At 67.5% G+C, this 13,193-nt stretch carries 9 protein-coding genes; all 9 read left to right on the top strand.

Translation table 11 applies throughout. From position 1 onward, the window contains the following. Positions 1–413: 413 nt before the first annotated feature. The 9 genes from ACQPZ2_RS35990 to proB all read left to right on the top strand — a co-directional run bounded on the left by ACQPZ2_RS35990 (position 414) and on the right by proB (position 13,157). Positions 414–3,092 carry a valine--tRNA ligase gene (locus ACQPZ2_RS35990; protein ID WP_433522486.1) on the top strand — a complete coding sequence of 893 codons (2,679 nt, stop codon included), beginning with the start codon at positions 414–416 and terminating at the stop codon, positions 3,090–3,092. Further along, on the top strand, positions 3,089–4,549 hold the full coding sequence (folC, locus tag ACQPZ2_RS35985) for a bifunctional tetrahydrofolate synthase/dihydrofolate synthase (protein WP_433522485.1): 1,461 nt from the start codon (positions 3,089–3,091) through the stop codon (positions 4,547–4,549). Before ACQPZ2_RS35990 ends, folC begins: the two co-directional genes overlap by 4 nt. 170 nt (positions 4,550–4,719) lie before the next feature. Further along, complete coding sequence (locus ACQPZ2_RS35980) at positions 4,720–5,046, top strand: DUF4233 domain-containing protein (protein WP_433527615.1); 327 nt, start codon at positions 4,720–4,722, stop codon at positions 5,044–5,046. A 95-nt stretch (positions 5,047–5,141) separates the two neighbouring features. After that, positions 5,142–5,558, top strand: coding sequence for a nucleoside-diphosphate kinase (gene ndk, locus ACQPZ2_RS35975; RefSeq protein ID WP_327096241.1), 417 nt, complete (start codon positions 5,142–5,144; stop codon positions 5,556–5,558). Positions 5,559–5,974: 416 nt separating this feature from the next. Next, on the top strand, positions 5,975–9,172 hold the full coding sequence (locus ACQPZ2_RS35970) for a translation initiation factor IF-2 N-terminal domain-containing protein (protein WP_433522484.1): 3,198 nt from the start codon (positions 5,975–5,977) through the stop codon (positions 9,170–9,172). A gap of 305 nt (positions 9,173–9,477) precedes the next feature. Next, complete coding sequence (gene rplU, locus ACQPZ2_RS35965; RefSeq protein WP_040687720.1) at positions 9,478–9,789, top strand: 50S ribosomal protein L21; 312 nt, start codon at positions 9,478–9,480, stop codon at positions 9,787–9,789. Between the two features lie 40 nt (positions 9,790–9,829). Next, positions 9,830–10,096, top strand: a complete 267-nt coding sequence (gene rpmA, locus ACQPZ2_RS35960; protein ID WP_063047669.1) for a 50S ribosomal protein L27 — start codon at positions 9,830–9,832, stop codon at positions 10,094–10,096. A gap of 262 nt (positions 10,097–10,358) precedes the next feature. Further along, positions 10,359–11,813 (top strand): GTPase ObgE, encoded by a 1,455-nt coding sequence (obgE, locus tag ACQPZ2_RS35955; RefSeq protein WP_433522483.1) that lies wholly within the window; start codon positions 10,359–10,361, stop codon positions 11,811–11,813. Between the two features lie 228 nt (positions 11,814–12,041). After that, positions 12,042–13,157 (top strand): glutamate 5-kinase, encoded by a 1,116-nt coding sequence (gene proB / locus ACQPZ2_RS35950; RefSeq protein ID WP_433527614.1) that lies wholly within the window; start codon positions 12,042–12,044, stop codon positions 13,155–13,157. Positions 13,158–13,193: the final 36 nt, after the last annotated feature.

The following is a 13,193-nucleotide window of genomic DNA, read 5'->3' as shown; positions in this document are numbered from 1 at the left end:
TTCCAGGCTCCCCAGCCGGATTCGATTAGGCAACAGGGAAAACCCTGATTCTTGCTGGCTATTTCAAGAGATGGGGTACCGCCAGTCGCACCCACGGGTCATCCCCACTGCGGAGCCCTACTCGCGCACAAGCACAGCTGGGTTGTCACTGCCCCTTCCAGTCGGCGCGGGGTCCAGGGTGTCCGGGCATCAGATGCGCCGTCAGGGGCGGAGAAAGTGCCGTTCCGGTGACCGCGCAATGAACTCGTCAAGAAGCTGAGAATTGGTTGTGGATTCGGGGCTCGGGCCGGTTTCGGCGGTAAGCTCTCCAGGTGTAGGCGGAGTCTTCGGTGTCCCTCATCCACCGAAGACTCCGCCGCTTTTATGCCCCGGCCCTTTTATGAGCTCAGCGGGCATCCCACTAGAATGCCTGGGTGACCAGCGCAGCCCCTGACAACCCGCGTAATCGTGCCGATGCCCTCCCCAAGAGCTGGGTTCCCAGCGAGGTGGAGGCCGAGATGTACGAGCGCTGGGTAGCGGCTGGCTACTTCGCCGCCGATGCCGCCAGTGACAAGCCCGGTTACTCGATCGTGCTGCCCCCGCCGAACGTCACCGGCAGCCTGCACATGGGCCACGCACTCGACCACACCCTGATGGACACCCTCTCGCGCCGCAAGCGCATGCAGGGTTACGAGGTGCTGTGGCTGCCGGGCATGGACCACGCGGGCATCGCCACCCAGACCATCGTGGAGAAGCAGCTCGCGGTCGACGGCAAGACCAAGGAAGACTTCGGCCGCGAACTGTTCATCGACAAGGTCTGGGACTGGAAGCGCGAATCCGGCGGACAGATCCAGTGGCAGATGCGCGCCCTCGGCGACGGCGTCGACTGGAGCCGCGACCGCTTCACCATGGACGACGGGCTCTCGCGGGCCGTGCAGACCATCTTCAAGCGCCTGTACGACGCGGGCCTGATCTACCGGGCCGAGCGTCTGGTCAACTGGTCACCGGAACTGCGCACCGCCATCTCCGATATCGAGGTCAAATTCGAGGATGTCGAGGGCGAGCTGGTCTCGCTGCGCTACGGCTCGCTGAAAGACGATGAGCCGCATGTGATCGTGGCCACCACCCGGGTGGAGACCATGCTCGGCGATACCGCGGTGGCGGTGCATCCGGAGGATCCGCGCTACCAGGATCTGATCGGCAGCACCCTCGAACATCCGATCACCGGACGTCAGATCCCGATCATCGCCGACGACTACGTCGATCCCGAATTCGGTACCGGCGCAGTGAAGATCACCCCGGCACACGACCCCAACGACTTCGAGATGGGCCTGCGGCACAACCTGCCCATGCCGAACATCATGGACGAGCGCGCCCGGATTACCGGCACCGGAACCGAATTCGACGGTATGGACCGGTTCGAAGCACGGGTCAAGGTGCGCGAGCGGCTCGCGGCCGAGGGCCGGATCGCCGCCGAGAAGCGGCCGTACCTGCACAGTGTCGGACATTCCGAGCGCAGCGGCGAAGCGATCGAACCGCGCCTTTCCATGCAGTGGTGGGTCAAGGTGGAGTCGCTGGCCAAGGCCGCCGGTGACGCGGTTCGCAACGGCGACACCGTGATCCACCCGACCAGCCAGGAACCGCGCTGGTTCGAATGGGTCGACAACATGCACGACTGGTGCATCTCGCGGCAGCTGTGGTGGGGCCACCGCATCCCGATCTGGTACGGCCCCGACAGCGAGGTGGTCTGCGTCGGTCCGGACGAGACCGCCCCCGAGGGCTGGGTGCAGGACCCGGATGTGCTCGACACCTGGTTCTCCTCCGGCCTGTGGCCCTTCTCCACCATGGGCTGGCCCAATTCCACCGAGGAGCTCCAGAAGTTCTATCCGACAAGCGTTCTCGTCACCGGCTACGACATCCTGTTCTTCTGGGTGGCCCGGATGATGATGTTCGGCACCTTCGTCTCCGACGATCACGTGCTCACCGCGGGCAAGGGCGGCGCGAAGCAGGTGCCGTTCCAGGATGTGTTCCTGCACGGCCTGATTCGCGATCAGTACGGCAAGAAGATGTCCAAGTCGCGCGGCAACGGCATCGACCCGCTGGACTGGATCAACTCCTACGGCGCGGACGCGCTGCGCTTCACGCTGGCGCGCGGTGCGCAGCCCGGCGGCGACCTCTCGGTCGGCGAATCGCATGCCCTCGCCTCGCGCAGCTTCGTGACGAAGCTGTTCAACGCCACCAAGTTCGCGCTCATGAACGGCGCGCAGCCTGGCGCGATGCCCGATCGTTCCGAACTCACCGACGCCGACCGCTGGATCATCGATCGGCTCGAACAGGTTCGCGCCGAGGTGGATTCGGCCTTCGACGCCTACGAATTCGGCAAGGCGTGTGAGGCGCTGTACCACTTCGCCTGGGACGAACTGTGCGACTGGTATCTGGAACTGTCCAAGGTGCAGTTCGCCGCCGGTGGTTCGCGCGCCGAGTCGACCGGCATCGTGCTCGGCAATGTGCTCGACGCGGTGCTGCGGCTGCTGCATCCGGTCATCCCGTTCGTCACCGAATCGCTGTGGCGGGCGCTGACCGGCGGCGAATCCGTCGTCGTCGCCACCTGGCCGCAGGCCACCGGTGTGGCCACAGATGTGACCGCCGCACAACGGATTTCGGATGCACAGCGATTGATCACCGAGATCCGTCGCTTCCGCAGCGATCAGGGGCTGGCCGATAAACAGAAGGTGGCGGCCAAGCTGATCGGCTTGGATACCGCGGGCCTCACCGAACTGCACGATTCGGTGACCAACCTGGCCCGGCTCACCGAGCCCGGTGCCGAATTCACCGCGACCGCCTCGGTCGAGGTGCGCCTGAGCGGGTCCACCGTGACGGTCGAGCTCGACACCTCCGGCGCGGTCGACCTCGATGCCGAACGCCGCCGCCTGGAGAAGGACCTCGCCGCGGCCGAGAAGGAATTGGCCACCACCGCAGCCAAACTCGGTAACGAGGCGTTCCTGGCCAAGGCGCCGGATCAGGTGGTCGACAAGATCAAGGGACGTCGCGATGTCGCCGAGGGCGAGGTCGCGCGCATCGGCGCCCGGCTCGCGGAATTGAGCGGCAAATGAACGCCGAACCGGAACCCCAGTACGCCGACGACGAGCACCCGAACCGGCGGCTCGGCTCGGGACCGTCCCCGGTGGACCTGGCCGAAATGGCGTTGGTCGAGGCGGAATTGGATCGGCGCTGGCCGGAGACCAAGATCGAGCCGTCGCTCACCCGCATCGCGACGCTGATGGATCTGCTCGGCTCGCCCCAGCAGAACTATCCGGCCATCCACATCGCGGGCACCAATGGCAAGACCTCGGTGAGCAGGATGATCGATGCGCTGCTGACCGCGCTGCACCGGCGCACCGGCCGGATCACCAGCCCGCATCTGCAGCTGGCCACCGAGCGGATCAGCATCGACAACGCGCCGATCACCCCGGCCAAGTATGTGGAGACCTACCGCGAACTGCTGCCCTATATCGAAATGATCGATAAGCAGTCCGCCGCCGCGGACGGTCCGGCCATGAGCAAGTTCGAGGTGCTCACCGGCATGGCCTATGCCGCCTTCGCGGAGGCGCCGGTGGATGTCGCCGTCGTCGAGACCGGCATGGGCGGCCGTTGGGACGCGACCAATGTCATCGACGGACAGGTCGCGGTGATCACTCCGATCGGGCTGGATCACACCGATTTCCTCGGCGACGATCTCGCTTCCATCGCGGGGGAGAAGGCCGGGATCATCAAACGTGCCCCGGAGAGCCTGGTGCCGCGCGATACCGTCGCCGTCATCGCCGAACAGGAACCCGAGGCCATGGATGTGCTGCTGCGCCGGGCCGTCGAGGTCGATGCCGCGGTGGCGCGCGAGGGTTCGGAGTTCCGGGTGCTGGCCCGCCAGATCGCGGTCGGCGGCCAGCAGCTCGAATTGCAGGGCCTCGGTGGGATTTACGACGAGATCTTCCTGCCGCTGCACGGTGAGCACCAGGCCCGCAATGCGGTACTCGCGCTGGCCGCGGTCGAGGCGTTCTTCGGTGCCGGTGCGGATCGGCAGCTCGATATCGAGGCGGTGCGTGCGGGCTTCGCGAGTGTCACCAGTCCCGGCCGGATGGAGCGCATGCGCAATGCCCCGACCATCTTCATCGACGCCGCGCACAATCCGGCGGGCGCGCAGGCCCTGGCCGCGACGCTGACCGCCGAATTCGACTTCCGCAAGCTGGTCGGCGTCGTCGCGGTGCTCGGCGACAAGGACGTGGCGGGCATACTGGACGCGCTGGAACCGGTATTCGACGAGATCGTCGTCACCAACAATGGTTCGCCGCGCGCCATGGATGTCGAACGCCTCGCCGACCTCGCGGTGCAGCGCTTCGGTGACGAACGAGTGGTCACCGCCGAGACCCTGCCCGATGCGCTGGAAACGGCCATTGCCATCGCCGAGGAGGTCGGCGATGCGGGCGAAATGGTTTCCGGCGCGGGCGTCGTCGTGACCGGATCCGTGGTCACTGCCGGTGCGGCGCGCGCTCTGTTCGGGAAGGACCCGGCGTGAGTTGTGCGGGTCGGATGCGGCAGCATGCGTAAACACGTGGGGCCCGCGAATGCCGAGAAGGAGACAGCGTGACCGAGTCGACCGGCGACGCCGCCGAGCCCGAGCGGGCCGACGGCGAGCCGCAGGTCCCCCCGCCCGCGGCAGACCCGTGGAAGGGTCTGCGCGGCGTCATGGCGGGCACGCTGATCCTCGAGGCGATCACAGTGCTGCTCGCGTTGCCCGTGGTCGGATCCGTCGGCGGCGGTATCGGCTGGTTCTCCGGCGGCTACCTCGTCGTCCTCGCGCTGATGATGATCCTCGGCGCCGGACTGCAACGCCGCCCATGGGCCATCCCGTTCAATCTGGGCCTGCAGGTCCTGCTGATCCTCGGCGTCTTCGTGCACATCTCCATCGGCGTCATGGGTGTCTTCTTCGCTGTCGTCTGGGGCTTCATCCTGGTGCTGCGCGCGGACGTCAAGCGCCGGATGGAGCTCGGCCTGCTGCCCAGTCAGCGCTAGCGACTGCTTGCAGGTCGCTCGAACGGGTCAGCATCCAGGGCTCTTCGTAGCCGCCGGTTCGGTAACCGGGGGTATCGCCTATTAGGCTGTGCGCCGTGACTGAGCAGACGTTGGTACTCATCAAGCCGGACGGTGTGGCCCGTGGCCTCGTCGGTGAGGTGCTGGCCCGGATCGAGCGCAAGGGGCTGAAGATCGCCGCCCTGGAGCTGAAGCAGGTATCCGACGAGTTGGCGCGTGGCCACTACGCCGAACATGCCGAGAAGCCGTTTTTCGGTTCCTTGATCGAGTTCATCACCTCCGGCCCGGTCGTCGCGGCCATCCTGGAGGGTCCGCGCGCCATTGCGGCATTCCGTCAGATCGCCGGCGGCACCGATCCGGTCGAGAAGGCCGTCCCCGGCAGCATTCGTGGCGACCTCGCGCTGGAGACCCAGGAGAACCTGGTGCACGGCTCCGATTCGCCGGAATCGGCCAAGCGGGAAATCGCTCTCTGGTTTCCCGAGTTCCCGGCCTGATCCAGGGCCATGAGAGTGCGGTGATGGAGAGACGTCGCCGCACTGTGTGGGATACTGGCAGTGGTTGCTGACGATGCCGACTGTTCGCGCAGGTACGCGGACGATCGGTGCCGGACGGTAACCGGATGACACTGCGGTTCGATGCCGATCATCGCTGCTACGAACAACTGGCCCGTTGCTGGGGCCGGAGGTTCGCGTCGGCACGCTGGATGAGCGCTCGCGCCGTGGAGTTCAGCCAACAGCCAGGCGCCGCGTGACCAGTTAGCCCGACCGACGAAAACCATGGGTGTTAACCGGGCACGCGGGGCGAGACCACTTGACCTCGCGCCAACCGCGTGAGGTGAACGGACAGTGCCCCCGCGTCGGCCGCGTCACTCCTGCCAGGAGGGACGCGCCCGGGGACCCGAGGAGACTTCGTGGCCGATCAAGAGCCGCTGACAACAACATCACAGGATGCCGAACAATTGCCGGAGCGAATCCGAGTTCACGCGCTTGCCAAGCGGCTGGGGGTAACCAGCAAACGCATCCTGGCCAAGCTCGCCGAGTTGGGTGCCGACGCACGTAGTGCGCAATCGAATGTCGACCGAGCCGTAGCGGAATCTGTCCGCGATGCGCTCGGCACGGTGGAATCGGAGGTCGTCGAACCCGAGGCGCCCGCGACCACCGCGCAAGAGCCGGTTGCGGCCGAGCCCGAGCCGGTTGCGCCGGAACCGGTAGCGACCGAGCCGGTTGCGCCGGAGGCGGTAGCGGCCAAGCCCGAGCCGGGGCCCATTTTCTCCGCACCGGACCAGGCGATCGACCAGTCCGAATCGCTGGCATCGGGGGAGCAGCCCGCGGCGCATCAGCCGTCGGTGCAGCTGTTCACCCATTCGGTTCCGCAGGAGCCGCACGTAGCGACGCCGGTCGTTTTCGAGGCCGCCGCCTCGGTCGCCGCACCGCTGTTCCTGCCGCCGGACGCCGCGGCCGCCGAGGAGGCGCGTCGGCAGCGTCGGGCCGAGCGTGACAGCCGTCGCGCCGAGGAAACCGCGGTCGAAACCGTCGAGGAAGAGCCCGAAACCACCGAGGACGAGTCGACCGAACAGCAGGGCGAGGCGGATCAGCCGCGTCGTCGTCGGCGTGGCCGTCGTGGCCGGGGTCGTGGCCGGGGTGAACAGCACGCCGACGCCGAATCCGAGGGCGACGACACCGAAGCCGTCGACGAGGGCGCCGAGGACGAGCAGGCCGCGGTCAAGAGCGAGGCCGAAGCCGAGTCCGGCGACGACACCGAGACAGAGGACGACGAATCCGGTGTGCCGGAGGGTTCGAGCCGCCGTCGCCGTCGCCGTCGTCGCCGCAAGGTGGCAGGGGAGGGCGCCGATAGCGAGGGCGTCTCCGATGACGATCCGCCGAATACCGTCGTGCACGAGCGTGAGCCGCGCAATAAGAGCCGCAGCCGCGCCACGGTCGACGAGGTGCAGGGCATCACCGGTTCCACCCGGCTCGAGGCCAAGCGGCAGCGTCGGCGTGACGGTCGCGAGGCCGGTCGCCGTCGCCCGCCGATCCTGACCGAGTCGGAGTTCCTGGCCCGCCGCGAGGCGGTGGACCGGGTCATGGTCGTGCGCGAGAAGACCTTCTCGGAGCACCCGACCGCGACCCAGGTCGCGGTGCTCGAGGACAACATCCTGGTCGAGCACTTCGTCACCAATACCGGCTCGGCGTCGATGGTCGGCAATGTCTACCTCGGCAAGGTGCAGAATGTGCTGCCCTCGATGGAGGCGGCATTCGTCGACATCGGCCGCGGCCGCAACGGTGTGCTGTACGCCGGTGAGGTGAACTGGGAGGCCGCCGGTCTCGGCGGTAAGGAGCGCAAGATCGAGCAGGCGCTCAAGCCAGGCGATCAGGTGCTGGTCCAGGTCTCCAAGGATCCGGTCGGGCACAAGGGCGCCCGGCTCACCACCCAGATCAGCCTGGCCGGACGCTTCCTGGTGTACGTGCCCGGCGGTTCGTCGACCGGTATCAGCCGCAAGCTGCCCGATACCGAGCGCAAGCGGCTCAAGGAGATCCTGCGCGATATCGTGCCCGCCGACGCCGGAGTGATCATCCGCACCGCGTCGGAAGGCGTCAGCGAGGCCGAGCTGGCTCGCGACGTCGAGCGGCTGCAGGCGACCTGGCGCACCATCGAGAAGGCCGCCGAGGCCAAGGACAACGGCGCGCCCAAGACGCTGTACGAAGAGCCGGACCTGTTGGTCAAGGTCATCCGCGACCTGTTCAACGAGGACTTCTCCAAGCTGGTCATCGAGGGTGAGCGGTCTTGGAGCACCGTCGAGAACTACATCCGCACGGTCGCCCCGGACATGCTCGCCCGGGTCTCCCGGCACGAGAACAACGGTATCGACGTCTTCGAGACCTACCGGATCGATGAGCAGCTCGCCAAGGCGCTCGATCGCAAGGTGTGGCTGCCCTCCGGCGGCACCCTGGTGATCGACCGGACCGAGGCGATGACCGTCATCGACGTCAATACCGGCAAGTTCACCGGTGCGGGCGGCAGCAATCTGGAAGAGACGGTCACCAGGAACAACCTGGAGGCCGCCGAGGAGATCGTGCGCCAGATGCGGCTGCGCGATATCGGCGGCATGATCGTCGTCGACTTCATCGACATGGTGCTGGAGTCGAACCGGGATCTGGTGCTGCGCAGGCTGACCGAGGCATTGGGCCGCGACCGCACCCGTCACCAGGTCTCCGAGGTGACCTCGCTCGGCCTGGTGCAGATGACCCGCAAGAAGCTCGGCACCGGTCTGGTCGAGGCGTTCTCGACGACCTGCGAGCACTGCCATGGTCGGGGCATCGTCGTGCACACCTATCCGGTGGAGCTCACCGGTGCCGAGGACAGCACGCGTGGTGGCCGGGAGACCGGATCGCGGCGGCGGCGTGGCCGGGACAAGGGTGCGGCGGCGAGTGCGCCCGCCGCGGCAGCCAATGGCACCGCGCATGCTGTCGAAGACGAGGCGGAGATCGCGGTCAAGCGGGCGCATCCGGTGGCGTTGGCGATGGCGGCGCATCAGTCGGAGGAAGTGCACGCGGAGGATGTCGCGGACCTCGAGGAGGTCGCGGTGGCGGAAGCCGTCGCGGATGTCGTCGCCGCAAGCGATGAGGCTCCGGTCGAGGAGGTCGTCGTCTCCGAGTCGGTCGCGGCGGTCGCCGAGGAAGTCGCGGAGGCGGTTGCCGAGGAAGTCGCGGAAGCGTTGACCGAGGGAGCCGCGGAGGCGGAAGGGGTGGCCGAGGAGGCTGTCGCGTCCGCGTCCGAGGAGGTCGCGCCGGTCGCTGCCGCAGCTTCGACGTCCGTCGCGGATGAACCCGCGGAGCGCGCGGTAGAGCCGGTTGCGGCATCGTCCAACGGTGTGCCCGAATCCGCGGCACCCCGTTCGGCCGGCCGCAGACGTCGCGTCGCGCGTTCGGCCGCCGCACCGGCCGCCGACAGCGCCGGGGCCGTCTTCGTGCTGCCGACGGCGGATCAGGGGGCGGCAGGGCCCGTCGTGGACTACACGGCGGATGTACCGGTCGTGGTGCCGTCGCGCAAGCCGCGCCGCCGCGCCGTCGGTCGTCCCGCCGGACCGCCGGTGGACGACGCGAACTGATCGCCACGATCGGATCGAAAACCTGGGACCCCCGCCGCATTCCGCGACGGGGGTCCTGCCTTTCACGGGCACCGGTTTGGTCGGGGTGGTACCCGTCCTGTAATCTTGGACAGTCGCTGCCCGGCGACAGCGCTTATTCGCGCTGTGTTTGTGACTCGGCTCGAAGCCGAGAGCCATCAGGTTGCTGAGGCGGCGGTGACTACCAGACCAGAGTGCTGTGGTTTCCAGCCGGAGTCATCCGGGCGGGAGCACGCAGCCGCGCGAGCACGAGCCGCGCGCATTACAGGAAGAAGGGCAGCCGACCGATGGCAACGTACGCGATCGTCAAGACCGGCGGAAAGCAGTACAAGGTCGCGGTCGGTGACCTGGTGAAGGTCGAGAAGATCGAGGGTGCGCCGGGTTCGTCCGTGGCGCTGGCCCCGGTTCTCGTGGTGAACGGCGCCGAGCTGACCACCGATGCGGACAAGCTGGCCAAGGTTTCCGTGGCCGCGGAGGTCGTCGAGCACACCAAGGGCCCGAAGATCCGCATCCACAAGTTCAAGAACAAGACCGGCTACCACAAGCGTCAGGGTCACCGTCAGCCGCTGACGGTCCTCAAGGTCACCGGCATCAAGTAAGCCTCCGCGCTTTCTCGAATTACTTCACAGGAGTTCAGAAATGGCACATAAGAAGGGTGCATCCAGCTCCCGCAACGGTCGCGACTCGAACGCCCAGCGACTCGGCGTCAAGCGTTTCGGTGGCCAGACCGTTTCGGCGGGCGAGATCCTGGTTCGCCAGCGTGGCACGCACTTCCACCCCGGCGTGCTCGTCGGCCGTGGCGGCGACGACACCCTGTTCGCCCTGGCGGCGGGCAAGGTCGAGTTCGGCACCAAGCGTGGCCGCAAGACCGTCAATATCGTTGTTCCGGAGCCGGCCGAGGCCTGACCGCCTCTGGCATTCCGGAAAAGCTGAGCGGGTCAGGGTGCATTCCCTGGCCCGCTTTTCGCGTTCTCGAAAGATCGCGTTCCTATAATGCAGGTTCTTTCGAGCGACCTGGCAAGCAGTCGCTACGGCTGACCGTTTCGAGCGACCTGCAAGCAGTCGCTACGGCTGACCCTTTCGAGCGACCTGCAAGCAGTCGCTACGGCTGACCGTTTCGAGCGACCTGCAAGCAGTCGCTACGCCCACCGAGGAGGATGATTCGGACATGTCCAAATTCATCGACCGTGTCGTATTGCACGTGCGTGCGGGCAAGGGTGGTCACGGCTGCGCCTCCGTGCGCCGCGAGAAGTTCATGCCGCTCGGCGGTCCGGACGGCGGCAATGGCGGACGCGGCGGGGATGTGATCCTCGAGGTCGACCCGAATGTGCACACCCTGCTGGACTTCCACTTCCATCCGCATGCCAAGGCGAGCAACGGCAAGCCGGGCGAGGGCAGCAACCGCGACGGTAAGCAGGGCACCGACCTGGTGCTGAAGGTGCCCGACGGCACCGTGGTGCTGGACGACGACGGCAAGGTGGTCGTCGATCTGGTCGGTTCGGGCAACAAGTTCATCGTGGCCCGTGGCGGACGTGGCGGACTCGGTAATGCCGCGCTGGCGTCCAAGGCGCGCAAGGCGCCCGGTTTCGCGCTGCTCGGCGAGGACGGCGACGAGGGCGATCTCGTCCTCGAGTTGAAGTCCGTCGCTGATGTGGGGCTCGTCGGGTTCCCGTCGGCTGGCAAGTCCTCGCTGGTGTCGGTGCTCTCGGCCGCCAAGCCGAAAATCGCGGACTACCCGTTCACCACGCTGGTGCCCAATCTCGGTGTGGTCTCCAGCGGCGACACCACCTTCACCATCGCCGATGTGCCCGGTCTGATCCCGGGTGCGAGCGAGGGGCGTGGGCTCGGGCTGGATTTCCTGCGGCATCTGGAGCGCTGCGCGGTGCTCGCGCACGTCGTCGACTGTGCGACCCTCGAGCCGGGACGCGATCCGGTCTCCGATGTCGATGCGCTGGAGGCCGAACTCGCGGCCTACCAACCCGCTCTGGATGCCGATACCGGGCTCGGTGATCTGGCCGATCGGCCGCGTGTGGTGATCCTGAACAAGGTCGATGTGCCCGATGCCGCCGAGTTGGCGGAGATGGTCACGCCTGAATTCGCCGCACGTGGCTGGCCGGTCTTCGAGATCTCGGCGGTGAGCCGGGCGGGCCTGCGTCCCTTGACCTTTGCGCTCGCCGAGATGGTCGAGCAGTATCGGACCGCGCATCCGAAGGCCGCGCCGAAGCGCCCGGTGATCCGCCCGATCGCGGTCAGCGAATCCGGCTTCAGCGTGATCGCCGATCCCGAGGAGCCGGGCGGCTTCATCGTGCGCGGGCCGCAGCCGGAGCGCTGGGTGCGCCAAACTCAGTTCGACAACGACGAAGCCGTCGGCTACCTCGCCGACCGTCTGGCCCGCCTCGGTGTCGAAGACGAACTGGTGAAGCAGGGCGCCGAGCCCGGTGCGCCGGTCACCATCGGCGATGTCACCTTCGATTGGGAGCCGCAGATCTCCGCGGGTGTGGATATGGTGCCCACCGGCCGCGGCACCGACATTCGCCTGGAGCAGAACGACCGGATCAGTGCCGCCGAACGCAAACACGCGTCCCGAGTACGCCGTGGTCTGGTCAAGGACGACGAGGAATAACGTGAACGCCGTGGGCTTGTGGTGTGCGCCGGGGTCTGGCACGGCGTTACGGCGAGCGCCGCGGTTCGGGTCACCCGTCCGGCGCGTGTCGGAATTCGGTGGCGGCCAGGGCGTTCAGGGTGCAGTGTTGCGCCCGGCGGGTTCGGCCGGACTGGCGGGTATGTCGAGTTCTGTTGCGGTACAGGGAGTTCGGTTGCGATGCAGGTGAGTTCGGGGATGGCCGAGGTGATGTCGCAGTCCGGGCTGAGTGAGGCCAGGACGGCGATTGGTTCGGCGCGCAGTGTGGTGGTGAAGATCGGATCTTCGGCGCTGACCAGCCTGAAGGGTGGGCTGGATGTGGCGCGGCTGGATCGGCTTGCCGATGCGGTGGAGGCGCGGATGCGGGCCGGATCCGATGTGGTCGTGGTGTCCTCCGGCGCTATCGGTGCGGGTATCGCGCCGCTCGGATTGACAAGTCGCCCAAGGGATCTGGCCACCAAGCAGGCCGCCGCCAGCGTCGGTCAGTTGGCATTGGCGCATGCGTGGGGGACCTCGTTCGCGCGGTTCGGGCGGACGGTCGGGCAGGTGCTGTTGAGCGCCGACGACTTCTCCCGGCGCGAGCATCACCGCAACGCGCAGCGCACCCTGGATCGGTTGCGCTCGCTCGGCGCGGTCGCTGTGGTGAACGAAAACGATACTGTCGCAACGGAAGAGATCCGCTTCGGCGACAACGACCGGCTCGCCGCACTGGTCGCCCATCTGGTCGGCGCGGACGCGCTGGTGCTGCTCTCCGATGTCGAGGGCCTCTACGACGGCGACCCGCGCAAAGGCGCCGCCAATTTCATCCCCGAGGTCCGCAGCAGCGCCGACCTCGACGGCGTCATCGCGGGCAGCGGCGGCGCACTCGGCACCGGTGGCATGGCCTCCAAACTCTCCGCGGCCCGGCTGGCCGCCGACGCGGGCGTCCCCGTCCTGCTTGCCGCCGCCACCGAGGCCGATATCGCGCTCGGCGCGGGCACCGTCGGCACCGCCTTCGCCGCCCGCCCGGTCCGCCTCTCCGCCCGCAAATTCTGGGTCCGCCACGCCGCCGACAGCCGCGGCGCCATCCTCATCGATGAGGGCGCCGTCCAAGCCGTCGCCCACCGCCGCCGCTCCCTGCTCGCCGCGGGCATCACCGGCGTCCGCGGCCGCTTCCACGGCGGCGACGTCGTCGACCTCATCGCCCCCGACAACCGCATAGTCGCCCGCGGCGTAGTCGAATACGACAGCACCGAGCTATCCGGCATGCTCGGCCGCTCCACCACTGAACTCCCGGACACCATGCAACGCCCGGTAATCCACGCCGACGACCTGGTCAAAGTCTGACGCGGTCCGGGTTGTGCGCCTGCCCAGGCTGTGGAA

Origin of the sequence: Nocardia pseudovaccinii, from assembly GCF_050942345.1 — a bacterium.
Lineage (GTDB): Bacteria > Actinomycetota > Actinomycetes > Mycobacteriales > Mycobacteriaceae > Nocardia > Nocardia pseudovaccinii.
The sequence above is the reverse complement of the archived record's forward strand: the minus strand, read 5'-3'. Positions and strand labels throughout refer to the sequence as shown.